Source organism: Paenibacillus thermotolerans (assembly GCF_028745515.1).
In the GTDB taxonomy this organism is placed as follows: Bacteria; Bacillota; Bacilli; order Paenibacillales; family YIM-B00363; genus Paenibacillus_AE; species Paenibacillus_AE thermotolerans.
In genome coordinates this window covers 1-25,618 of record NZ_JAQZSG010000053.1, presented here as the reverse complement: position 1 = coordinate 25,618, position 25,618 = coordinate 1, and the positions used below count along the sequence as shown (strand labels likewise).

Below are 25,618 nucleotides of genomic sequence, written 5' to 3'. Positions count from 1 at the left end.
AAAATTAATCAGCAAAAAGTGTTCAATTTTACTTGACGGCTACAGCTGGGTGTTGCTCAAAAAAATCTTGAATAAAGTCACCAACGTTCAAACCCCCGAAACTAAAACCGTTTCGGTTTTTTTGCTTCACTCTGGTCTTTTGTTATCATAAATCTAACGAAGACGAACTTTTAAACCAATGCCTGTTCAACTTCCTTTTTCAACCCGCTTGCATTAATTTCATCAGAATATTGGAACTCTTTGNGGTTTTTTTGCTTCACTCTGGTCTTTTGTTATCATAAATCTAACGAAGACGAACTTTTAAACCAATGCCTGTTCAACTTCCTTTTTCAACCCGCTTGCATTAATTTCATCAGAATATTGGAACTCTTTGCCGTTAATGAATACGGTCGGCACCATCTTCACATGACGTTTAATGGCTTCTGCTGTAATTTGTAAGCTTAAGTCAATATAATGTCAGACGTGCCCGAGGAAAACGAATTAATTCAAACCATAATGGCTAATAAGAATATTTAAATTTATAATTAGATAAAAGGAAATTCATCAACAAGCACGGGGTAGGGAAATAGATGCACATGTTATGAAATTAAGCGGTTTTATAAACAGAATGGATTGTTTAGAAAGGCAAAGCTCCAGGCGTATAAAGTGATGGCTGGAGCGCTCTCCGGCATGCATATTACGACAAGGCTTCTTACACTTCTCATCCTTGTTGTCGGAGCTTGGTTAACCTTTAATGGAAAGCTATCGTACGGCGGGCTTGTTAGTTTTGTCCTGTTTACGAACGTCTTAATTAAGCCGATCGATAAAATCAGTGCGCTGTTGGAGCTGTATCCGAAGGGAAAGGCCGGCTTTAAGAGATTTCAAGACCTGCTCGCACAAGAGCCGGAGATTAAGGAAAAACCGAATGCGATTGAAGTTCCTTATTTGCATGGGATATCGAATTTAAGAATGTGAACTTTAGCTATACGAATGATGATTTGATTTTGCAAAATATTTCATTCCAGCTGCATGCGGGTGAGACGACAGCATTAGTCGGGCCATCCGGAGCAGGAAAGACGACAATCAGTTCTTTGATTCCAAGATTTTATGATGTGAACGGCGGGTCGATTACGATTGACGGCATCGATGTGCGGGACATGACTTTGCGTTCGTTGCGGGAACAGATTGGCATCGTGCAGCAAGACGTCTTTCTGTTCACGGGAACGATTCGGGAAAATATTGCTTATGGAAAGAAAGGCGCATCGGAGAGCGAAATTCGGGAAGCTTTGAGGCGGGCGCATTTGGAGGATTTCGTTAATGAATTGCCGGAAGGCTTGGATACGCAAATAGGAGAGCGTGGATTGAAGCTGTCCGGCGGGCAGAAGCAGAGGCTGTCGATTGCACGCATGTTCTTAAAAATCCGCCAATATTAATTTTGGATGAGGCATCGGCGTTAGATATCGAAACGGAGAAAATCATTCAAGCCTCCCTTGCGGAACTTGCGAAAAACCGGACAGATAGTGATTGCACATCGTCTTGCAACGATCATGGATGCGGATCGTGTTATGGTAGTAACGAAGAACGGGATTGAAGAAGAAGGCACCTATGATTCTCTCATCGAAGAGAATGGTATTCTAGCGAAATTGCATCAACTGCAGTTTAGATGATTTTCTTCTGTGCAGGTCATATAACCCTTCGGTGCAAGCGCATCTGTGCTTCCCTAAGAGTGAACCGATTATGTAAATATGCTAAAAGAAGAAGCAGGCTCCCGATAAGGGACAGCCTGCTTCTTTCAGTTGTTTGGAGCGGAATCCCGTCTTCTAGAACTTCAATTCACTAAACGGTGCAACATCTCTAGAGTTAAAGCTCATTCTTTATGACTTACTCATCGAGTTCAATTAGAATCCTTTTCTAAAAATCCTCTAAAATTATCTCCCCAAGCACAGATGGAATTTACAACCGGTTCTAGGAGTAAACCAATTTCACTAAGTTGATACTCTACTTTAGGAGGTACAACCGGGTATACAACTCTAGTAATGATTTGATCTTCTTCTAATTCCCTTAATTGTCTAATTAACATACGTTGATTGACATCGGAAAGGTATGTTTGTATTTCACTTAACCTTAATGGAGACTGTTGGAGCAAACACCATATAATCGCTATTTTCCAACGTCCGCCTATAACGGATAAAGCCAAATCTTTGCTAGTGAAAAAAGTTTTTTCTTTATAATGAATGACCATATATTTACCGTCTCTTTCTATTGACATTTTGTTTATAGTGACAAAAACGTCAGTATTGTCTGTTTAATTATAATATGTGATTATGGGAAAGTAAATTAGAAAACAAAAGAAAGAAGGGATTCAATTGAAAAGTAGAGCTGCTGTTGCATTTAAGCCGGGAGAGCCACTTCAAATTGTAGAAATAGATGTAGAAGAACCAAAAGCAAAAGAGGTATTAGTAAAAATTATGTATACCTCCGTCTGTCATACAGATGCTTTTACCTTATCAGGTGATGATCCGGAAGGCGTGTTTCCCGCTGTACTAGGCCATGAAGGAGCTGGAGTTGTTGTTGCTGTAGGCGATGAAGTTACTTTAGTAAAACCAGGGGACCATGTTATTCCACTATACACGGCTGAATGTGGAGAATGTAAATTCTGTCGTTCCGGTAAAACTAACTTATGCAGTGCTGTACGAGAAACTCAAGGTAAAGGTTTAATGCCTGACGGAACAACTCGTTTCTCTTATAATGGAGAGCCTATTTATCATTACATGGGAACAAGTACATTCAGTGAATATACAGTCGTTCCTGAAATCTCTTTAGCAAAAATTGATAAAGAAGCGCCGCTTGATAAAGTTGGTCTATTTGGATGCGGTGTGACTACAGGTATTGGCGCTGTACACAACACAGCAAAAGTGGAAGAAGGAGCTGTGACGGCCGTATTTGGTTTAGGAGCCATTGGATTAGCCGCTATTCAAGGATTGGTTCAAGCAAAAGCAAGTCGAATTATTGCTATAGATTTAAATGAGGATAAGTTTGAATTAGCTAAAAAAATGGGTGCAACTGATTTTCTAAACCCTAATAAATTTGATAAACCAATCCAAGAAGTCATTGTTGAAATGACGGATGGAGGAGTAGATTATAGCTTCGAATGTATTGGAAATGTTGAAGTAATGAGGTCTGCTCTTGAATGTTGTCATAAAGGTTGGGGTGAAAGTACGATTATCGGCGTAGCGGGCGCAGGTAAAGAGATTCATACTCGTCCATTCCAATTAGTAACGGGTCGAGTATGGCGTGGTTCCGCCTTTGGCGGCGTGAAAGGAAGAACGCAGCTTCCAGGAATGGTTGAAGATTATATGAATGGTAAAATCGATATCGATTCGTTTATCACACACCACTTAAACTTTACAGACATCAATATGGCATTTGATTTGCTTCATAAGGGTGAGTCAATCCGTACGATGTTAACATACGGAGAGTGAGAAAGTGAGTCTTACACTTATTGAAAAGCATCGCACTTTCGGGGGAGAACAATGTAAGTACCGCCATTATTCAGAAGTCTTACAATGTGATATGACATTTAGTATCTACTTACCATCAAATAAAGAAGAGAAAAAAATCCCTCTTATTTGGTGGCTATCAGGCTTAACTTGTACAGATGATAATTTTAGTCAAAAAAGTGGATTCCAAAGATTGGCTGAAAAATATCAAGTAGCAGTCATGATTCCAGATACTTCACCACGGGGAGAGGGAGTTGCTGATGATGAAGCATGGGATCTTGGGCAAGGGGCAGGTTTTTATCTAAATGCTACTCAAGAACCGTGGGCAAAGCACTATAACATGTATACGTATATAGTGGATGAATTAACAGCGATTGCGTCAACTTTGGTACCTCATTTTTCAAGTGAACAAAGTATAATGGGCCACTCCATGGGAGGTCATGGCGCTTTAGTGATTGGCATGAAAAATGCCGAGAGATTCAAAGCGATTTCTGCCTTTTCTCCTATATCAAGTCCAAGTAGAGTCCCATGGGGAATAAAAGCGTTCTCCACTTATTTAGGTGAAGATCAAACGTCTTGGAAAGAATGGGATGCTTCAGAATTGATCAAAGAACCCGGCATGCCGCCTATTCTTATCACGCAAGGAACTGAGGATTCTTTTTATCCTGAACAATTAGATGAAACTTATTTTTTAAAGAATGCTCAGGAAAATAATGGTGTAGTTAACTATAACAAGGTTGAAGGATATGATCACAGCTATTTCTTTATTTCTACTTTCTTAGAGGAACATTTCGCTTTTCATATGGAGTACTTAAGATAATTCTTTTTACGAAAAATATCCACATTGTAATTGAATGTGGATATTTTTGATAACTGCAGATGGGGTGGGCTGATTGGGAGTTACCGTTAAAATAGATTTTAAAAACATGTTAGTCAATGACCGTGTGAAACCATACTTATTCAAAGCCCGTTATGGAATTGAAAAAGAAAGTAAACGAGTTGACTTATCCGGAGATTTAGCTAAAACGGATCATCCTAAAAGTATTTCGGAGCGAGATGATCATCCGTATATTCAGCGGGATTTTTCAGAATTACAGATGGAAATCATCACACCTGTTACGGAAACATTAGAGGAACTGTTTAATTACTTAGCAGCGATCCATGATGTTGCTTATCGTTCAATGGGTAAGAATGAAATGCTTTGGCCTTTAAGTATGCCGCCAGGGTTACCGGAAAAAGAAGAAAATATCGTGATTGCAAAATTGAAAAGTGTTGAAGATGTTCAATATCGTCAATATTTATCTGATTCTTATGGCCGTCGTAAACAAATGCTTTGTGGTGTTCATTTTAACTTTGAATTTGGCGGTGAGTTCATTCAGGCGTTATTTAACGCTCAATCGGATATTAAAGATTATCGAGATTTTAAAACAGAGATTTATCTAAAAGCCACAAGAAACTATTTACATTATCGATGGTTATTCACTTATTTTTATGGAGCTTCTCCTAGTAGTGAAAAGAATTTTTTTAAGGAAGATTCTTTGCATGACCCTGTAAGAAGCATTCGAAGCAGTAAATATGGCTACACCAATTCGGATGATGTTCAAGTCTCATACAGCAGTATACAGAACTATCTATCAGATCTTTCTTCAATGGTTCAAAAAGGGCTTCTATCAAAAGAAAAAGAATTTTATTCACCTGTCCGTTTAAGAGGCGGAAAACAAGTTTCAGAACTAGCGGATCATGGTATTAAGTATATTGAATTACGCAATATCGATTTAAATCCGTTTGAACCGTATGGCATCGGTTATGAGCAAGCACAATTCCTCCATCTTTTCTTACTTTATTTACTATGGAAAGATGAAGGAGGAAATTGCGATGAGTGGGTAAAAACGGGGGATTCCTTCAATGATGTAGTGGCTCTTGAGCATCCGTTAGAACATACAAAATTCGAAAAAGATGCTGAAAATATGATTGATGAGATGGAACAATTGGTGCAAATCTTAGACCTGCCTATTTCAGATACGTTATTTGTTCATCTGAGAGAAATGCTAATGGACCCAGGCAAGACTTTAGCTGGAAGATTATATAAAGAAAGTGAAAAAAGCTGTCAAGTTCAAGTGGCTGCGTCGATTGCTAAAGAAAATTATAAAAAATCATGGGATAAGCCTTATCAATTGGCAGGATTTACTGATATGGAGTTGTCCACTCAGATTTTAATGTTTGATGCGATTCAACAAGGAATCCAAGTAGAAATATTGGATCGACAAGATCAATTTTTGAAGCTGAAATTAAAAGACCATGTTGAATATGTGAAAAATGGAAACATGACAAGCAAAGATAATTATGTATCCACTTTAATTATGGAAAATAAAACAGTAACAAAGAAAATCCTTCACCAGCATGGATTCCGAGTGCCTAAGGGTGAGGAGTTTCAGACGATTGAACAGGCTTTACGTTCCTATGATCACTTTTCCACCAAACCTTTTGTTGTGAAGCCGAAAACAACAAACTATGGATTAGGAATATCGATCTTCAAAGAAAGCGCAAATTATGAAGATTATCAAAAGGCAATCACCCTAGCATTTAAAGAAGACAATTCTATATTAATAGAAGAATTTATTAAAGGAACAGAATATCGATTTTTTGTGTTGAATGATCAAGTTTATGCTGTTTTATTACGAATACCTGCGAATGTTAAAGGTGACGGTAAACATACAATCCAAGAGTTAGTCATGCAAAAGAATCGTGATCCATTAAGAGGAAACGGCCATCGGACACCTTTAGAAAGTATCCAGTTAGGTGAATTGGAGAAACTTATGCTTAAAGGTCAAGGATATCAAGTCGATTCGATTCCAAAAAAGGATGAAATCATCTATCTGCGTGAAAACTCTAATATTAGTACAGGTGGAGACTCAATTGATGTAACAGATCAAATTCCTGATGATTATAAAAAAATAGCGGTGGATGCAGTAGCTGCACTTGGAGCTGAAATTTGTGGGATCGATTTGATTATTGAGGATACAAATGTTCCTGCTACGAATAAAAATGCTTATGGAATCATTGAAGCAAACTTTAATCCATCCATGTATATGCATATCTATCCATACCAAGGAGAGTCTCGACGTTTAACTATGCATATCATACATTATTTATTCCCTGAGCTATTACAAAGTCAGTCAAATTAGGGGTACCACTATCTTTACTGTTCAAATCCCAAACATGCATAACCCTGTCCTGATTAGGGACGGGGTTAAAATATGTGTGTTGTATAATAACGACATTAAAGTTAGGAGATTGAGCGATGATTATTACTTATGAAGAAAATGTAGCTACTTTTGAAAAAATTGATTCCTCAAAAGCACAGGAATTGGTAAAAGGGGAAGGTGAAGCCGTTATCTATATTGGTAAGGCTGTATGTCCTTATTGTCAGAAATTCGTTAAAAAACTAAAAAAGTTGCAGAAGAAACGGATACTCATATCTATTATGTCAATAGCGTGGAAGAATCTGATATGGAAGATATTACGGCATTCCGTAATGAATATGACATTCCAACGGTTCCTGGTATCATCTTTACTAATGGTGACATAGTAAATGTGAAATGCGATTCATCCATGCCAGAAGAAGAAATCAAAGCTTTTATACTCGCCCCCCCCTTATCATCTAGGTAAGACAACCATCAATAGGGTGAGGAAGAGTATGTGACGCTTAGAGAGGTAGCATATGTACTTCTCCATTCAACGGATGAAGCAACAGGGATTAAAGATTGACCAAATAGCGAGGTCCTATGGTGACAGAATAATTTATGATAAGGCGAATTTTAAAATTTACCAAGGAGATAGAATTGCTCTTAAAGGTAAAATGGTTGTGGTAAGTCGAGCCTGATAAAACTATTGTGTGGAGAGGATATACCGCACACAGGAGAATTGCGGAGAAGTAATCGGATAATGATCTATTGTCCACATATCAGCCGACCATTATCTTTGTGGAGTTGGAGCATGACAGAACTTTTATGGAAAATGTTGCCACAAGGATAATTGAATTATAGATTACTTTGCAAAGTCTGTTTTGTACGACTGCCACAACAGGTAGTTATTAACATAGAACAAGGAGGAATACATGGCCTGGAGCAAATTGAAACAACAGCTGGAGAGCTTTCTCAGTCCTTCGTTAGTTGGAAGAGTCGAATACCGTGCTACCGGCTATCGTTATTTACCAGATAGATCGGGGCTCTGTTATATTGCAGTAGATAAAAAGAACGTACTCAATATGAGTGATTCAACTAACTTAATCAGATGGTATCAGACGGAGCTGGAAATTAAGAATGATTTAACAATCCAAATTCCTATCAACAATGAAGAAATTGAAGCTGTCAGAAAAGATACGAAGGGAATCGTTCCGGAGGATCGTCTGAAAGTAATTGCAAGCAGTAGAAAAAAGGCAGAATATGCAAGGGAGCTTTTTTCGGCTCAGTCATCATTAAGTAAATCAAATTTTATCGTTGTAGCTACTAAGTTTTTATCCATTTCTATAGAGGAAAGCATAGAGAGCCATGATATCTTATTGAATATTCTAGCTTTGATAGACAGACGAATTGGAAAAAAGCGAATTTTAAACATGTCCGAGAAGATAATGTTAAAGCATCCAATTGTCCAGTATTTTTATGAACTACGGCTTAGTGCGCTATGAAAATTCTGATAAAGTATTTGGCGAATTTAAGGTAAACACCACTACATCAATTTGTCTGCGACTACTACACAAGCCATGTGGAGTGCGTAATATTGATGGTTCGCAAAGAATAGATGAGATGTGACAGTACGGCTCGACAATGTATTTAATAGAAAGTAGCAGAACCCTCTTTGCCAAGCCAACAAAGAGGGTTCTGCTAACACTTTAACGAAAATATAAGCTAAGCCTCAATCTTGTCCAGTCGAGTTTAAGAACTCAACTTCTTCTTATTCAACTCTCCATACTCAATTCTCCCGGAGCAATAAAGGATAAAGCCAATTTGATATATTGTTCTGCTGGAGACGAGCTATTTTGTTGCCAATCCACTGATGCTCCATAAATTCCCCAGTTCAGTACAGTAGCACCAATAGAGTATGTCAGGAAAATGACGCGCTAGCGCCGGGCAAAAGAGAGCCGCGGGGGTCCATGGGATTCCGCGGCTTTTTCTTATGACAAATCATAACCATGCGCAGGTCTGCGAGAGGCGGATTTGCATGTTTATGATTCGTTTATAGCGATGTTGTAGAATCTTGTCATACTTTGTCTTCATGTAAACCATTCCCAAAAAGGAAGAGGAGATAACGTGACAACACTTAGCTTCTGCGGTAAATCGGGGGAGGCGTCGGTTTGAGAAAAACAGGAACGATGTTGTTCAGAATCTGCATGCTTCTGACGTTGGCGGCGGTTATCGCCATAACGGGAAGAGCGGTTATTGGCGCCGAAGCCTCGGCATTGCCTGAATTGACCGCGGAACAAATCTATCAAGCGGATGCGGATTCTGTGTTTTATTTGAAGGTTTATAAGGAAGACGGGACGCTAAAGACGGTGGGAACCGGATTCTTGATTCGGGGAGGCAAGGCGCTGACCGCCTATCATGTCATTGCGGACGGCGCTTCGTACGAAGCGGTGTTCGACGATGGCAAGAGCGTTCGAGGCATAACGGTGACGGCGGCCGATCAGGACCTGGACGCTGCCGTGCTGTCCATTCAGGCCGGCGGAAGAAAAGGCCTGGAATTGGCGTCTGACGAAGCTCGCCACGGACAGCGCGCATTCGCGATGGGGTATCCGCTCAAAGGGACCAAGATGATTTCCGAAGGCATCGTGAACGCTCCCGCGGCCAAGGTGAACGGCGTGAACAGGCTGTTGACTTCCGCCCAGGTGGCGAGCGGGATGTCGGGAGGGCCTCTGTTCGATCGATACGGCAAAGTAGCCGGACTAATCTCCGGCTCCTTCCGGACGATGGACAATATTCATCTATGCGTATCAGTTGCAGACATTCGCAAAGATTTGCTGAAGGAGGAAGGCAAGTGACCAGAAAAATCATTGCAGCGATCACGGTTTTCGCGATGCTGCTTCAGCTTACCGGATGGTTGTCAATCCCGGTCGCCAGTGCGGCAACATTATATACGGATGTGTACGTGACTCGCGGCGGGAAAATCGTCAACCGCGGGGATATGACCAGCTGGAACAACAGCTTTTCCAAAGACGTGGCCAACAATTTCGGTATGTTCAAAAGTCGCGCAGCCGGAACGTCGGTTGATGCCACGGATATTGCGTGGACACTTGACAGCATGACGTTTAAAACTTTTCACGCAAACGAATTTACCGGAACGATCAACGTTAGTCAGAATCCGGAGCTCAAAAGGCTAGCACAAGGAGGAACCGCAAGGTTTATGCTGAAGACCGGAAAGTTGGTCAACGGTTGGGTGGCTATCGTCGGCGTTTCCGTAAACGGAGCTTCGAAGTATAGCACTAGCTTTGAAACCGGAGGATCGGCCAATTCGGGTTGGATCAGCTTCGGAACGACGGATACGATCACGATTTCAATCGTACACCCTATATCTTCCGGCGAGCTGAATAATATCCAACTCTACTTCGCGGATATCGACCCTCCCGTCTATCAAGGCAACACGTTCACGACGGACGGCGCCGTCCGCTTCAACGATGATCCTGATGTCATGAAGGACGAGCTGTTCCTAAAGCAAGACAATATGATGAACGTGGCGCTGAATTTCAGCGAGCCGGTATTTCCCTCGATGGCGATCGATGCGTCCGATCGGATTGACGACATGTACAGCTTCATGCGGACGGAACTGTTTACCAACCCCGGCGGAGACGGCTACGATCCGTCAACCTATTATTTGGCTAGCGCAGATGCCGGGTTTAATAGTTTTGCTTCCGGGGCGTTGAATTTGACGAACCATTCCCGCTCGACATTTAATTTGAAATTTAAGACGTCCGCGAACGACAGCACGGGCAACGCGCCGCTCGATCCGCTGCGGCTGACTGCGCCATCCGACCCGGATCGCCCGACGCTACTGCAGCGCATCAACGATGCGGGGTTTATAGACGGCGCGGGCAATCCCTTGCAGACTGTCGGCAGTATCGGAACATCGCCTTTCGCGAACAACGGCAACCCCTCCGGTACTTACCGGACGTTTATCGATGCGCGTCCGCCGACATACTCCGCGGTGAAGAACGGCGTACAGCCGAACATTCTGACCGGACTCGTCTTGAACAAAGGCAACACGGTCACCTTCAACGTCAATGTGAGCAAAAAGCTGATCAGCTCCAAATCTCCTACCGAGGACACCCGGCTGACCTTCAGCAACGGAATGACAGCGTCTTACGCGAGCGGCTCCAATACGGACACTTGGACCTTCCAAGCAACCGTGCCGGGAGGCAGGGAGGTCGAGACCGCTCTGCTGAATACATCGGCGCTGGAGCACGCAAGCGATCCGGGGGACGGCAAGGCGCTTTGGGATTACGCGCACAATTATTTGGCCGAATCCGTCAAGTCTATCGCCTGGGCAGGCTTGTCTATCGACAACACGGCGCCTGAAGTCAATTACGTGTACAGGAACGAACACGAAGTCGAAGTGCCGGCAGGCCAGCATGTGAATAACGGATCCATTACGATCAACGCGTACGATCCGGATCTGAACGGGCAGCCAAGCAAAGGCCTGTTCCGGCCCGGCGCGGGCTCCGGTCTGGTCTATTATTGGCTCAGCAAATCTCCGGAAGATCCGTTCGCCGTCAAGAATGATCATTACGCGGCCGTCAAGCGGTATTCGCTGACGCAAAAACAGCCGTCGGAGGATCTGTACGCTTCCGGCTACGAGGATGTCGTATTGGGCGTAGCCGAGAACGGCGTCACGATTACCCTGCCGCCGGAAGCCGCAGGGACGAACGAAACCTGGTACTTGCACACTTGGACGGCCGACATGACCTGGGACTCGGCTAGACAGTTAATGCAGTATGAGAAGGGCAGCGCACAGAGGGCCGACTATCTGGTGCAGCACCCTGACGCAACGCCTGCGGAGATCGAGACGAATTTCAGGCAAAATATTATGCCCGGTCTGGGCGAATACGACAATTTGCAGCAATGGCCGCTGAGCGACTTCAGCAAGGATGATTCCAATTGGTCGTATCATCGGGCCGTGCTTAAACTCGACAATGACGCGCCTGTCGTCGAGGCGGGAGACGTCGCCGACAATATGACTGACAACGTCAAGATAACGATCGCAGCCTCCGATCCGACTTCGTCCATTAAGGACGGGAAAATTCAATATCAATTCGTCAAGCCGGGCGAGCAGCCGAATGCGGCTGCATGGCTCGAAACACCGCTTAACGAGCAAGGCAATGCCAGCGTGTCCACGCTGAACAATCCGGCGATCGACAAGGGCGGCAAATACGAGCTGTATGCCAAGGCGACGGATATCGCCGGCAACGCAACGACTGCCAAGCTGCTCGAGGTGGATGTCATTGTCATTTTCACGAAGTTCCAAAGCGATCCCGAAGACGGTTACGCGATCAATACGGGTCCCGAATTTACGATCGCCGGCGTTCCGATCGATACGATCGAATATCAATATGCGGATTCCTCGGCGCGGCCGGAGGCAGGTTGGGCTCCGTTCGAGCAAGCGCCGGAACAAACGAAATTGAACGGGGAAGAAGCTCTTCGGTACAAGCTATCGGCCGATCAGACGAAGAACGGAACGGTCTATGCGCATATCAAAGTAAAGCAGAAAAATATGAATCGTTATTACTATTACTATAAGGAATACAAATTCGATCATCTGCCGCCGACGGTCACCTTCAGCAGCCAAGGATATTTGTACCCGATGGCCGAACAGAGCGTCATGATCGCGGTGGAAGATTCGCTCGTCGATTTTGCCGGGGTCGCCAAAGAGAATATTCAATATCAGTGGATCAAAGTAACGGAAGGACAAGCCGAACAAGCCCCCGATAAAGACTCTGAAGGCTGGCGGCAAGCACCTGCGAGCGGCGAGATCAAGCTGTCCGTCGACAGCAAGGACGAGAACGGCACTTACCGTCTGTACGTCTATGCCAAGGACAGCCTTGGAAACGGAAAAGTCTACAACACAAGAGGCGTGTTCGCGACGTTCCTGCTCAGTCAGGATCCGCCAGTCGGCAGCGCCGATCTGATTCATACATCGGGTAATGCCGCTGACGGTTATACCGCCATATTGAAGCTGGAAGTAGATGTGCCGTCCCAGGAGGGCTACTTCTACTCGGTATCCTCGAACGGAGGCGACAATTGGAGCACCTGGCGTCCATTTACCAATTATGTGGGCGTGCCGGTTGATACCAATGACACCAACTCGCTGAAGGATACCATTCAAGTGAAATTAAAGGGGTATTACAACAACATCAGCGAGATTTATTCGCCGAGCGTAGCGATTCAGCATGCGCCGGCATACGCGCTCGCGTCGCTGGACCAGATCGATCCAGTCCGGGGCGGGGCAAGAACAACGGAAGGCGGTCAGAACAACGGGCTGGACATCTTGTTCGATCAGACCGACGGCAAGACGATCACGGCTAACGATGCCAATCCTGAGATGCCGGAGACGGTGGAGAGCGGCAAGCGGTACCGGGTGTACCGGAACGGCAGCTACTCCTTTACCGTTGAAGACGGCGGCAAATCGGCTAACGTGTTTATCGTCGTGTCCAACTTTGATGATAAGGAGCCGGTCGTTTCCGTCAAGTATTCCACGATCGCGAAAACTTCGGGAACCGTCGTCGCCAGCCTGCAATCGAGTAAGCCGATCCGCATTACCAATCTATCGAAGTCTTCCAAGACGTTTACGGAAAACGGGGATTTTACCTTCGAGTACGAGGATGCGGTCGGTTTTACCGGCACGGTTGACGCACATGTGGAAAACATTATCAACACGCCGCCGGAAGCTGATGTGGAGCTCCACTACAATCATAGCGATGTGAGCGCGCTGATAAGGTACGAGGGACAATTGGTCGTCGTGAACAGCTCCGGTGACGGCTATGATGCGCAAGGAGAGCTGAAGCACTATGCGATGCCGACGGCGGACAATGTGGTCGCGTCCAACCTTGTCGTGGCCGAATTGAGACCGAAAGCCGGAGCGTCTCAGGATTATCGGGTTGCCGGCAACAGCGCAGGCAGCACACAATCTTCCGTCGTTCTGAGAAACAACGGCAAAGCCTTTTTTACGATTGTGGACGCCGCGGGCAACAGCGCGAAGGTAGAGTCCAGCCAGATCACAACGCTTGCAAGCGATCTGCCGAAGGTGAAGCGGATCGTGATGGAGCGCATAGATTCGGCAGGCAACCCGCTGTCGAACAACAGCCTGGTCACGATCGGCGGCAAAGTGTATTCGAAAGGCAAGATGAGGGTTAGCTTCGAGCTGGAGCCGTCGGCCATTCCCGAGAACACCGTATCCATCGGCGGCAAGCCGGTCGACTCTTTCAAAGGCGATTACGACGTTAATATGCGGGCTTCTCTGACGTTAATGGACAGACTTGGCAATCGATCCGTCCAATCCTTTGTCGTTGACGGACTGGATAACACGCCGCCGGAGATCAAGCTGGGCAAGGCGTCGGTATCTGTCTTCCAGAACAAAGCGAACTTTGATTTTGCAGTCGACCTGGGCGGTTACGAGGTGTCGGACAATTTGTCCGCAGCGGAGGACATTACCGTGAGAGTCGTGGAACAGGTGCTGGAGAACGGCAGCTATATGGATCGTGATCTCGATCTGACGCGCGAAGGCAGACATACCGTGAAGTATATCGCCAGGGATCAGGTCGGGAACGAAAGCTTCGCGACACAGCTCGTCTATGTGACGCCTGCAGACGGCATGTTCATTACGGCCAACGGCGTTCCGCTCTCCGAAGCGGTATCGGATACGGCGATCGTGAACAGCACGACGGTTACCTTCAATGTCCAGAACTACAAGATGATGAAGGTAAACAACGGTACAAGCAAAATGGAGAATGAAGAAGGCTCCTTCGACCTGCTCTATTACCCTGGAATTGTTCGGGAAGGCGAGATGAAATATATCGCCACGAAGCTGACGTATGAGCAGCTGATGGAAGGCAGCTTCACGGTAACGCTGCCGAAGGCCGGCTGGTATACGATTATCGTCAGAAACCAGGAGCGGGAACGGATTTATTCTACGCTGCTCGTAAGCAGATCCAATTAATATGCTGCGCTTGATGGACCGTAGCCCGCAATTTCTTCGGGAAACGGAGACTGAGCTAAAGGAGCAACAGAATACATGAATAGAACGGTATTAAGGGGAATCGCGGCTTTTCTGGTTGCCATTCTGCTGCTGACAAGCCTGCCATTGCATTCGATTGCAAGCACCGTGGGCGCGTCTAAAACAACCTCGATCCAAAACGAATATATAAAGGTTACAGTCGATAATGCGAGCGGCAGATTTGGCGTTCGCACGGTAGACGGCCAGCCGATTCGGAAAAAGGACGGCAACGTAGATCTGATTTTCGAAGGCGACAATCCGGAAACTTCCTTTACGACATTCAGAATCGATGGAACCGACTTTATTTTCGGCAATCCGTATAAGCTGGCGCCCGACTGGTTCTCGGAAGTGTCTGACCCGGCGGTCGTCCGGAACAATAACGGAACGGAAAGCATGATTACCGTATGGACGATTAAGGGAATAAGGATCAGCCAGATTATTACGCTGCTCCCGAACGACGATCTGGAGAACGCGGGCAACGTGCGCATTGCGTACCAGGTCGACAACAAGACGAAATCGACCGTCGAGGTCGGCGCAAGAGTGCTGCTCGACACTTCGGTCGGCGGCAACGACGGTCCGGCTTTCCAGATTGGCCAGAACTATTTGCAGCCGCTCGCCGTAGAAAGGAAGCTCGTTCACGAGCCGGAGACGCTGGGATACGACAAAGCGACGGACGAGCAAGCTTATAACCTGCACAAGCTGCCGGCTTACTGGGTCATGAGAGACAGACTGGATCCCGGCAATCCGCTGGCAACCAATGTGATCGCCTACGGCTTCAATAATATTTTCGAAGGCGGAATCAACATCGTCGACGAGATGATCGTCGGCCATTGGAGCGGACTGGCCAGCACGAAGTGGAATTACGAGCCGAACGAAAATCTGGATTATACGCAGAACACGAATGCGTACGGGACAGCCGATACGGCGGTTGCCTACTATTGGTATCCGGATTCGATCGCGGCCGGGGCAAGCAATACTTACGAAGTCGTATACGGCTTGGGCGAGATCGTGGAGCCGGACAAAGTGTTCGACGTGCGGTTCCTGGATCCGGTGCAGAAGCTGGAGACGAACAAAGCGGAAACCGGCTACGTGAATGACGGAATTTTCGAGATTCATGCGGAAATCGAAAATTTGGCTATGTACGATATGGAGCACAGCAAAATTACGGTTACGCTCAGTCTTGAGAACGGGCTGAGGTTCGTGGACGAGTCGGGACATGAGATGGGCTCTACGCAAACGCTGGACTTCCGCAAGGATATCCCGCCCGAAGAAGCGGCGAAAGGCGTAGAGGTCATTCCGTACAAGCCGGGAGAGATCATCTCGGCGAAGTGGAGAGTGAAGGCCGACGGGAAGCCTTGGCCGACGACAAGACAATATATGTTGACGGTAAGAAGCCCTGAGACCGAAGAGAAGCTGCAGAGCAAGCTTGAAGATGCCGGTCAAGAGCAGGAAGCCGAAATTCGGGCGATCTATGAATCTTCGAAAGCGAATTTCGTATTTCTTCCGCCTGTAGGAGAACTGCGGCCGACGATTCTGTACAGCATGACTCCTGACGAGGCATACGATAAGGATGACAAATATATATCCTTGAACTTATCCAATATTTCGGCGTACGAACCGGGCAGCAAGGAGACGGGAGCCGCCGCCAACTTCGATCTTTATTTAAAGAACGTGGCAAGCGGAGAGCGCTACAAAGTTCCCGTGTCGGACTCGGTGACGACGCAGCCGCTCGGTAACGGCTTCGCAGGCGATATGCGCATCGTATTTCGCGGCGGCGACAAAGTAGACAATTACGGCCAGACACTTGAGACCGTGGACGGCAAAGCATTGCCGCTCGGGGAATACGCCGTAGCCATAGACTTCAAAGATAAGTCGAACCCGGACATTGCGGAAGCGCTAAGCTTCGAGACGAACGGGACGTTCCAAGTGACGCAGAACGTGGAAGCCCGCGTTCGTAAGGCAAGCGTATTGGCGGTGTACAAGGCGGTGCTCGATCTGACGCAGAGCGGCAGCGGCGACAGACAGCGGTTCGCGGAAGCGCTGCCCGAGTCATACGGCGGATTAAGCGATGCGGACTTCATCGCCCGCAAAGCTCAAGACAGGGCGATCCTGAGCGACGCTGGGCAGGCGATCGCGAAAGCGGCCAGAGCCGTAACTCCGGAGCTACGCCTGGATCGGGCGATCGATGCTGCAGCCGTGCCGGTGTACGGCGTGCGGGCATTTGAATCGGAAGCGGAGTTCGAAGCGTTCGCGAGCCAGCTGAAGAAGCAGGATGACAATCAGGAGATCGTGCTTGAAGTACGCGGCAATATCGTGCAATCCGGCACGGGCGCCAATGCCCAATACACGGTGTCCACCGATCCGGAGCCTGCCATTATCAACCGCAGCGTCGCCTACAGAGGCAAAGATTTGAGCTTTCCCGTCGGCGAGTTTCCGCTTGCTTCCCGGATTAGCGCGAATACGAGAACGCCTTTCCTTAACACGTTGTTCGCGTCAGGAGAAGGAACGCTCAGCATCGCCAACAGCGGCTTCGTTTTCTACAAGGGAGAATGGACGGTTGATTTCTACAATGGATTCGACAAAACCCTCGGAACCGGGTCTAAGCTGTCGACGGAACAGCAGGAATGGGAAAAAGCGAGAAATCCGGAGGACAACACGCTGAATGGCAGTCTGGGCTGGGCGAACGGCTTGATCGGAGACGCGCAGAATCCTTATCGCGACCTGCTGGTGTCTTATGTTTACTTCAATCAGCACTCGCTGTTTGCCTCCCCAAGCTTTTCCATTCAAGGCTTCGGGCTGCAGTTGAACGATTATGTACTGAGACATAACGGCGTATCCTTCGGAGGATTCGTGAAGATGGTCATTATCGACGGCGAAGTGAAGAATGTCATGTTCAACGAAGAAGGCTTCGTCGGCATTGACGCTTCGCTTAAGTTCGAGCTGGGCAAAGCGCTGGGATTGCTTAAATCGGACAATAAGGACAATAAGAACAATAAGAAAGACATCGGCGGCGAGATCAACATTACGCACTATACAAATCCGAAGGAATACGACGTTCAAAATTATTACGGAATCAAATTTAACGCAAAAATCGAGCATGTCATGGCAATTCAGGCGGAGCTTGCCTTCAAGCAGGTTGCGGACGGCCGCATTCTGCCGGATGTCATCGCGTTCGGAAGCGATCTGCCCGACCCGGGCGTCTCGGTGGGGCCGGCCACCTATATTACTAGCCTGCGCGGCGCGTTACGCGAGTTGGCCGATACGATTGCCGGAGGAGACGGCAGAGTTCCGCTTACGCTGGAAGCGGGCATCGACATGAAGATGGGCATCAAGCCCGCCGTGTTAACCGGCGCGGTCGATCTTTCGCTTAAGATGACCGGTATTAAAGTGGTCGGATCGCTGAATTTAGGCGAGGATGACGAAGCCATCAAGCTGCTTACGGAAGCGCTGATTCAGATGCAATGGGTCAGCCCGATGTTCCTGTCGGCCAGAGCGACCATCGATATCGGAGGCTGGGGTATAATCGTCGGTAAAACGAGCCTGTTTATCGGGGAAAACCTGGAGAAGCATCGCACGGACTTCGAGGGGATGATCAACGGGCGGATTCAGGTGCCGAGCGGCGTGCCGATTGTCGGCGGAATCGGGTTCGGCGTTCATGCCGGCGCCAATAACGACAAGGTGTGGGCTGGCATTTCCGTGCTGTTCGTAACCGTAGGGATCACCTATTATTGGGGCGGAGGCATTGAGTTCGGCACGGACGGCAATGCAGCCGACAAAGATGCGCTCGTGTACTTGCTCGTTCAGGATCCGGAACTGGGACCTCGGGTGATGGCGATCGGTAACGGCATCGATGTGCTGGCCACTTCGTGGGAGAACGAGGAGACGGAGAAGCAAGAGATCACTTATCGGGCGATCAGCGAAGGCGTTGCATTAATCGACGACGGGTCGCAAAATTTGGGCATAGGAGGCATTGCTGCTTCCAACGGCGCAAAGGTTCACGCTATTCCGATGAACAAGGTGACGGGGGACGCATTGATCGAGGTGGAATACTACGATACCAAGCGTCCGAAGCTGACCATGACCAGATCGGATGGCAGTGTCTACGACATCGTGATCGGGAATATTACGGATAGTAATGCGACAGCCTTCGAACAGATTATCAAGGCGGCCAAGGAAGGCGATCCGAAAAGCGACGGCACGAAGGTTACCAAGCAGGAAGCGCTTGCGTCCACCGACGTGCGGAAAATTTATATCGCCGTGCCGGAGAGCGAAGCGAAAACCGGCAGCTGGACGTTGACTTCGGATCAGCAGATTCGCACCAAGCTGATGAATTTACCGGTTCAACCTGCGTTGACCGGAGCTTCCATCGAACAAGGCTCGGACCAGGACAAGTTTACGGCGAAATGGACAGTTAAAAATGCAACGCCGGGAGATGCTGTCAGCCTGTTTCTATCCAGGGATAAAGTATCGGATGTGCCGGATCCCGATCAGGAGATCGATCCCGGTCTGTTAATCGCCAAGGACATCGCGATCAAGGCGGAAGACATCGCGGCCGACGGCACCGCTTCGGGCGAGTTGGCTATCGATGCGGCGCAGGTAAGCGGCCTGGGCGGGGCAGACATTCGCGGGCTGCTGCCGCAAGGAGACTACTATTTGCGGACGGAACTGAAGACGGAGATGGCCTTCTCCGTCAAGTCGTCTGCCGAGACGTTCAGAATCATCGATCCGCTCGCGCCTTCGGAAGTGAGCGCCGTCTCGCTAAAGGCGGCAGGCAACGGCCAGTTCGAGGTTATTTTCACGCCCGTGGCTCATAAGAGCGGTCAGGAGAACGCGCAATATGGCTACCTGATTACGGCGAAGGATGACAAAGGCAATCTCTATGAGCCGTTCGGAGAGGTGATGTATACCGAGGAGCAATTGAAGAGCGTCTTGAAGGATGGAGAGTACCGACTGAACATCGGCGGCTGGAGCCTAGTCGGCAAGCCGAAGATTGACGACCATGGCAATATGGTGCGCGATGAGCGGGGCAGCATCGTGATGGAGAACGTACAGGACCGCTATACGGGTCTTGAGACCGGCAAAAGGTACAGCGTCGGCATCGCGACGGTTAGAATCCCGACCGAGGAAGATGGGGCCAGTCAGAATATGCGGTTCGCGGAAACCATCTATTCCGAAAGCAAGCTGCTCCCTGTACCGTCCAAGCCCGTCCTCTCCATTAACGGCAACGCGCTTCATGACAACCGATACGATCTGACGGTCAAGGAGACGACGCAGCAAATCGAGGTGGCTGCGAATCAGCCGGGCGTTGTCGTCGAAGCCATAGCGGATGACGTCGTGCTTGGCAGCGTTAATCTCTCGGGCAGCGGCAGAAGCGGCAAGCTTGTCTTGAAAAACTTCAACACCGACGGCACTTATGCGGTGCAGCTGCGGGCGCGCAATGTGAATACGGGAGACTACTCGATATCCATACTTTATTTAACGGTCGATACGACTGCGCCGATGATTTATTTGGACGCTCCGGACGGCGGTTTCAGAATTAGCGGAGGCAAGATCGCGCTCAAAGGGACGACCAATACCGATGCGACCGTTACGGTGACGAACGCCGACACGGGTGCGGAGATGGCTTCCATCAAGCCGGATGCGAAAGGTCATTTTGAGCAGAATGTTCCGGTTTCCACCGCGGCCAGAAAAATGAAAATCCGCTTTGAGGCGATCGATTACGCGGGCAATGCCAACAGCGCGGTAACGGAGGTAATCAACGACGATCTGAAGCTGCCGAAGAAACTGACGCTCGTCGTTCCGGACGAGATCGTAACCGGCGGCGCCCCCGTCGCGATTAAAGCGATTGTGCAGTACACGGACGGCAGCGAAGAGACGGCAGACAGTTCGAAGCTGGTATTCAGCGTGGAAAAGGGCGATTCCAACGTAAATCTGACGGACGACGGGATGCTGACGGGACGCAGGGAAGGCAGCGTGCTTATCCGGGGCGATTACGAGGCTTGGGAAGGGCTGCAGTTGAGCGGCTATGACGTGGTCGGCATCGCGCCATCCCAGGGACAATCCGTCCCGACCTCGATGGGGGTTATTAAAGCGAGGACGGCTGGCACAGGCAATAAGGGAGAAACGCGCGTGATCATCCAGTCGTCCGGACATGATGGTAATATGGCCGGCAGCGAGCTGGCTTACAAAGTCTATACCGATGGGCAGCGGGCGACGATCCCGCTATTCGATCAAGATATTACATCGTGGAAAAGCTTGCCGAGCAATGGGACCATCCCTGCTAAAGATGGCAATCTGATCGTTGTCGCCAAGCGAACGAAGGATGAGCCGAAGCTTACTTTGGCGGCCTCGTCGCCGATCAGAGCGAACGAGTATACTTACTCGTACTCGCCGGGAGCGCCGAAGGGAACGATCACCGCCGGAGGCGTTGCGATCGCCCCCGGGCCGGGCAAGGATGTGCAGGTCCTGTTGATACTTGATGGGGTTCTGACGGAAGGCCTTCTTCTGGCCGATATCGAGTCAAGCAACGATGCCTACAAAGTAGTGGTCAAGCCGGAGCGGGACAAGCTGCTTGAAGCGATCGGCAATGGACATCTGACGCTATCGCTCCAGATGAAGGGCGCCATCGACACGCTTGACTTCCAATTAGACGCTGAGTTGGTTAAGCTTATGCAAGATAAGGACGTTACGCTTGAAATCGAGACGGATGTCGGCAAATATATTCTCTCGCCGAATGCCATTGACTTGGCTGGGTTGAGCAAGCAATTTGCCGGAAGCAGCATGAAGGATATCCAATTGACGATCAAGGTGGCGAAGCCGTCGGAACTTTATATGAAGCTGGCGGAGCAATTTGGGAAAAAAGAAGGCGCGAAAGTAATCGGAGAGCCTGCCGACTTCTCGATTACGGCAAACGCGGGCGGCAGGACGGAAGACATACGACAGCTCGCATCCTTCGTGCGCAGAGAAATTCCGCTTCCTGATGGCGTAACCGAGACGGGCGTTACAACGGCGGTCGTCATCGAGCTGGACGGTACGGTGCGGCACGTGCCGACTAGCGTGAAGGTGCGGGAGGGCAGGTATTATGCACAGATCAACAGCATAACCAACAGTGTGTATGCGCTGATCAGCAATTCCCGTACGTTCAAGGATACGGCCAAGCATTGGGCATCCGATGCGATCAATGATTTGGCTTCGCGAATGATTGTGTCCGGCGACGGCAGCGGAAGCTTCAAGCCTTCTTCCGACATGACGCGCGCAGAATTTGCCGCCATTCTGGTGAAAGCGCTGGGACTAGGGACGGTGAAGCAAGAGCGTTCGGCCTTTAGCGACGTATCCGTCAACGACTGGTATTACGACGCCGTGCATACGGCCAGCCAGTATGGGCTGATCAGCGGCTACGGCAACGGACGCTTCGGTCCGATGGACAAGACAACCCGCGAGCAAGCGATGGTCATTATCGCGAAGGCGATGAAGCTGGCTGGACTGGATTCCGCGCCGGACGAGGCCGAGATGAAGCGTCTGCTTAGCAGCTTCAAGGATTCCGCCCAAGCATCGGCATGGGCGAAGGAAGGCATCGCTTGGACCGTCAAATCGGGCATTATCGCCGGCCAGAAAGTCGATCTGCTAGCCCCCAAGGCCAACATGACGAGAGCAGAGATCGCGGTTGCGATCCGCAGGCTGTTGCAGAAAGCGAACTTTATCAACTAAATTATGGACGAGGGATCATAAAAACAGCGGCAGTCAAGGTTAACTTTTCGTCCATGTCTGCCGCTGTTTTTCTATTGTTTTGTTTATTGCATATACCTATAGAAATTGCAGGGAACGGCTGCGATTTCCACGGATGGGTTGCAGGCGGCAATGTCATTGGCTTTCGATTTTCACTTGAAGGGGACAGCTGGCTCGTACAAAACGGCGTAGTCGCTGGTTTATTCATCTCTTTTGTTTGTATCGGATCCGTTTACGTGCTATTTCGCAGAATCAAAAATCGAAGAAATCGGTATTTCTAAAACTGGAAAGCAATGATGAAAAATAGCGAAAGCCCGAGGCTTCGCTATTTTTTGATGCCGAAATTATAGGTCCGCAGCTTGATAGCGCAACGCGATCGCCGACAGCGCGACGGGCACAAGTTTTTTCGGGAGCAAGGACAATTGGCTAACGTCGAACTTCTTCGTATTGTTGAACAGATGAACCGCCAGCGTGGCAAGTACGGTTTCTTCTTTGGAAAACTCCGCACCGTCCAGCATATCGTGTCCGTAGAAAGAACGCTCGTCGAAACGGATGTACGGTGACATTTTGTGCTGGAGCGGCTCCGCGGACGAGGCGAGATAGATGACCGGCAGCCAGTATTCGTGCGTCGGATCGTGAAGTTTCGCGCGCAGCTCCCGGAATGTATCGGCATGGCGTTCGTCAATGAAAACCAAATTCATAAAATCAGCTCCTTATGTTGAACATGCGCAAAGCATAACTGTGGTTCCGGAAATCTTCTATTGTAGCACCTTAGTCCTTTAAATTATAAAAAATACGTTTCTAAAAGATGCCGCATTTCAAGTGCTGTATACTTCAAATCCCGTAATATTTCACTCTGCTCGTTTGTTTTATAAATGCCCAAAATATCATTATTAGCCGGCATTTGCGTCAGGTCTTTCTACATTCTGGCTCTTTTTAAATTAAAGTAATTTAATCATATATAAATCCATTATATGTTTTTATATAAGTTTACTTTACTTTTATAAATAATTAGTTTATAATTTGATTCAAGAGGTGATGGTCATTGAAGAAAGATTTTGGTGATTCGATATCAAATAAGGTGTATGAATATCGTGTACTTGCCAGAATGTCTCAACAAGAATTAGCAGAACAAGTCGGGGTTTCCAAACAAACCATCTTCGTAATGGAAAAAGGAAATTATGTACCGACTCTGCTGTTAGCTTTTCGAATTGCCGAATTTTTTAATGTTGATGTAAACGATATTTTTACTTATGTGAAAGGAAATGATCAAAATGATGAGTAAGTTTTTCTCAGATATCCATAACGCAATTTTTTCTCCATTAAAGTCCTGGGCTGAACAATCTGCGGGAAATTGGAATATTCTCCTTGGAGTTGGTGGGTTACTGCTTATTGGTAGTATAATTTTTGTTTATGTATTTCATAAGAAGATGGGGCCAGCAGATGAAAGGACAAATAATATCTCTTTGAAAAGTGCTTACTGTGTGTTGTGGGCAATTCTTCTATGTGACATGATTTTCCCGAAAGAATATATGTGGAACATTTTTTTCTTGTTCAAATATGCGCTAGCATTTCTAGTTGGTGGAATTTATCTGGCCATCCAATATAAAAAGGATTTTTCATAAGAATCAAGCCCGCTCAGAGAGAAGTGTGGCGAGGAATGATTGATCGTATGGCTCGAATGTGTATTGTTATAGACCTTGCTCAACTGATTTTTCGTAATAGAATTAAGGGTGGGTGGTAAGTCCCCCGCTCTTCACCTTATCAAGGGATGAAACGGCAAGGATGCCGTTTTTTTTATTTATCATAACAGTAATGAATGGTACAGCGTGATTATTATTGTTTAAAGTTATTGAGGGAGGACTTATGTACAGGATTCTCATTGTAGAAGACGATCATCAACCGGACGCATTTCCTCTGGAAATTTGGTTTGGCGCCCAAAGGAGTACGACTTCATTCAGACCATAATGGCTAATATCAATATTTAAATTTATAATTAGATAAAAGGAAATTTATCAACAAGCACGGGGTGGGGAAACAGATGCACATGTTATTAAAGTTTTTTTCCTTTTACAGGCCGCATAGGCGGCTGTTTATTATTGATTTTTCCAGTGCTGTTATCGTAGCCGTGCTGGAACTGGCATTCCCGCTGGCGGTGCAATGGTTCATAGATCAGCTGCTTCCCACCAATGATTGGAATATGATTATTACAGTGAGTATTTTATTGCTGTTAGTCTATATTTTGAGCACAATATTGAATTTTATCGTCAACTATTTAGGGCACAAGCTTGGGATCAACATAGAAACCGATATGAGACAGGAATTGTTTACCCATTACCAGAAACAATCTTTTCGTTTCTACGATAATAATGAGACTGGGAATTTGATGAGCCGAATTACGAACGACTTATTTGATATCGGGGAATTCGCCCACCATGGCCCGGAAGATTTCTTCATTGCATGCATGACCTTTATTGGTGCTTTTGCGATTATGTTCCATATTAACGCACCACTTGCCTTGATTTCGCTAATATTCGTTCCTTTTCTGATCGTTATCGTTACGTACAGCAATAAGAGGATGAATGCTGCTTGGAAAAACATGTACAGCAGGATCGCGGATGTAAATAGCAGGGTAGAGAACAGTGTGTCCGGTGTTCGGGTCGTTCAGTCGTTTACGAATGAACAATTTGAAATTGAGCGGTTTTATAAACAGAATGGATTGTTTAGAAAGGCAAAGCTCCAAGCGTATAAAGTGATGGCTGGAGCGCTCTCCAGCATGCATATTACGACAAGGCTTCTTACACTTCTCATCCTTGTTGTCGGAGCTTGGTTAACCTTTAATGGAAAGCTATCGTACGGCGGGCTTGTTAGTTTTGTCCTGTTTACGAACGTCTTAATTAAGCCGATCGATAAAATCAGCGCGCTGTTGGAGCTGTATCCGAAGGGAATGGCTGGCTTTAAGAGATTTCAAGACCTGCTCGCACAAGAGCCGGAGATTAAGGAAAAACCGAATGCGATTGAAGTTGCTTATTTGCATGGGGATATCGAATTTAAGAATGTGAATTTTAGCTATACGAATGATGATTTGATTTTGCAAAATATTTCATTCAAGCTGCATGCGGGTGAGACGACAGCATTAGTCGGGCCATCCGGAG

Annotated in this window: 13 protein-coding genes and 1 pseudogene; 12 read left to right on the top strand and 2 right to left on the bottom strand. The window is 47.4% G+C overall.

The annotated features are described in order from the left end of the window. Positions 1–579: 579 nt before the first annotated feature. A pseudogene (locus PT964_RS24725) lies at positions 580–1,646 on the top strand (ABC transporter ATP-binding protein); the annotation flags it as partial. A gap of 227 nt (positions 1,647–1,873) precedes the next feature. Here PT964_RS24725 and PT964_RS24720 read toward each other — a convergent pair. Next, positions 1,874–2,221 (bottom strand): winged helix-turn-helix transcriptional regulator, encoded by a 348-nt coding sequence (locus tag PT964_RS24720; protein ID WP_274366039.1) that lies wholly within the window; start codon positions 2,219–2,221, stop codon positions 1,874–1,876. Between the two features lie 124 nt (positions 2,222–2,345). Here PT964_RS24720 and PT964_RS24715 point away from each other — a divergent pair, with 124 nt between their 5' ends. From PT964_RS24715 to PT964_RS24680, 8 genes are all read left to right on the top strand, one after another. Then, positions 2,346–3,461 (top strand): S-(hydroxymethyl)glutathione dehydrogenase/class III alcohol dehydrogenase, encoded by a 1,116-nt coding sequence (locus tag PT964_RS24715; protein ID WP_274366038.1) that lies wholly within the window; start codon positions 2,346–2,348, stop codon positions 3,459–3,461. A gap of 4 nt (positions 3,462–3,465) precedes the next feature. After that, positions 3,466–4,299 (top strand): S-formylglutathione hydrolase, encoded by an 834-nt coding sequence (gene fghA / locus PT964_RS24710; RefSeq protein ID WP_274366037.1) that lies wholly within the window; start codon positions 3,466–3,468, stop codon positions 4,297–4,299. 106 nt (positions 4,300–4,405) lie between these two features. Then, positions 4,406–6,664 carry a bifunctional glutamate--cysteine ligase GshA/glutathione synthetase GshB gene (gshAB, locus tag PT964_RS24705; RefSeq protein WP_425262797.1) on the top strand — a complete coding sequence of 753 codons (2,259 nt, stop codon included), beginning with the start codon at positions 4,406–4,408 and terminating at the stop codon, positions 6,662–6,664. Positions 6,665–6,989: 325 nt separating this feature from the next. Beyond that, positions 6,990–7,148: a hypothetical protein gene (locus PT964_RS24700; protein ID WP_274366036.1), complete on the top strand. Its 159-nt coding sequence runs from the start codon at positions 6,990–6,992 to the stop codon at positions 7,146–7,148. Between the two features lie 448 nt (positions 7,149–7,596). After that, entirely contained in the window at positions 7,597–8,166 is a 570-nt protein-coding gene (locus PT964_RS24695) for an SF0329 family protein (RefSeq protein WP_274366035.1), read from the top strand. A gap of 666 nt (positions 8,167–8,832) precedes the next feature. Then, positions 8,833–9,516 carry a S1 family peptidase gene (locus PT964_RS24690; protein WP_274366034.1) on the top strand — a complete coding sequence of 228 codons (684 nt, stop codon included), beginning with the start codon at positions 8,833–8,835 and terminating at the stop codon, positions 9,514–9,516. Next, positions 9,513–14,681 (top strand): hypothetical protein, encoded by a 5,169-nt coding sequence (locus PT964_RS24685; RefSeq protein WP_274366033.1) that lies wholly within the window; start codon positions 9,513–9,515, stop codon positions 14,679–14,681. Before PT964_RS24690 ends, PT964_RS24685 begins: the two co-directional genes overlap by 4 nt. Positions 14,682–14,756: 75 nt before the next feature. Further along, on the top strand, positions 14,757–22,445 hold the full coding sequence (locus tag PT964_RS24680; RefSeq protein WP_274366032.1) for an S-layer homology domain-containing protein: 7,689 nt from the start codon (positions 14,757–14,759) through the stop codon (positions 22,443–22,445). Between the two features lie 362 nt (positions 22,446–22,807). On the opposite strand, the gene PT964_RS24675 is transcribed toward PT964_RS24680, so the two are convergent. Then, the gene (locus tag PT964_RS24675) at positions 22,808–23,164 is read right to left on the bottom strand and encodes a hypothetical protein (protein WP_274366031.1); all 357 of its coding nucleotides are present in this window, start codon (positions 23,162–23,164) and stop codon (positions 22,808–22,810) included. 344 nt (positions 23,165–23,508) lie between these two features. Here PT964_RS24675 and PT964_RS24670 point away from each other — a divergent pair, with 344 nt between their 5' ends. The 3 genes from PT964_RS24670 to PT964_RS24660 form a co-directional block, all read left to right on the top strand. Beyond that, positions 23,509–23,748, top strand: coding sequence for a helix-turn-helix transcriptional regulator (locus tag PT964_RS24670; RefSeq protein ID WP_274366030.1), 240 nt, complete (start codon positions 23,509–23,511; stop codon positions 23,746–23,748). Further along, entirely contained in the window at positions 23,738–24,088 is a 351-nt protein-coding gene (locus tag PT964_RS24665) for a DUF2178 domain-containing protein (RefSeq protein WP_274366029.1), read from the top strand. The genes PT964_RS24670 and PT964_RS24665 overlap by 11 nt, the downstream gene beginning before the upstream one ends. Positions 24,089–24,510: 422 nt before the next feature. Beyond that, positions 24,511–25,618: ABC transporter ATP-binding protein (locus PT964_RS24660; RefSeq protein WP_274366040.1), on the top strand; the 1,108-nt coding region annotated here is incomplete at its 3' end.

Bases quoted from the DNA above. Each gene is read 5' to 3' on its own strand.
- PT964_RS24720 (WP_274366039.1), bottom strand. From the start codon at position 2,221: ATGGTCATTCATTATAAAGAAAAAACTTTTTTCACTAGCAAAGATTTG.
- PT964_RS24680 (WP_274366032.1), top strand. From the start codon at position 14,757: ATGAATAGAACGGTATTAAGGGGAATCGCGGCTTTTCTGGTTGCCATT.
- PT964_RS24695 (WP_274366035.1), top strand. From the start codon at position 7,597: ATGGCCTGGAGCAAATTGAAACAACAGCTGGAGAGCTTTCTCAGTCCT.
- PT964_RS24700 (WP_274366036.1), top strand. From the start codon at position 6,990: ATGGAAGATATTACGGCATTCCGTAATGAATATGACATTCCAACGGTT.
- gshAB (WP_425262797.1), top strand. From the start codon at position 4,406: ATGTTAGTCAATGACCGTGTGAAACCATACTTATTCAAAGCCCGTTAT.
- PT964_RS24675 (WP_274366031.1), bottom strand. From the start codon at position 23,164: ATGAATTTGGTTTTCATTGACGAACGCCATGCCGATACATTCCGGGAG.
- PT964_RS24665 (WP_274366029.1), top strand. From the start codon at position 23,738: ATGATGAGTAAGTTTTTCTCAGATATCCATAACGCAATTTTTTCTCCA.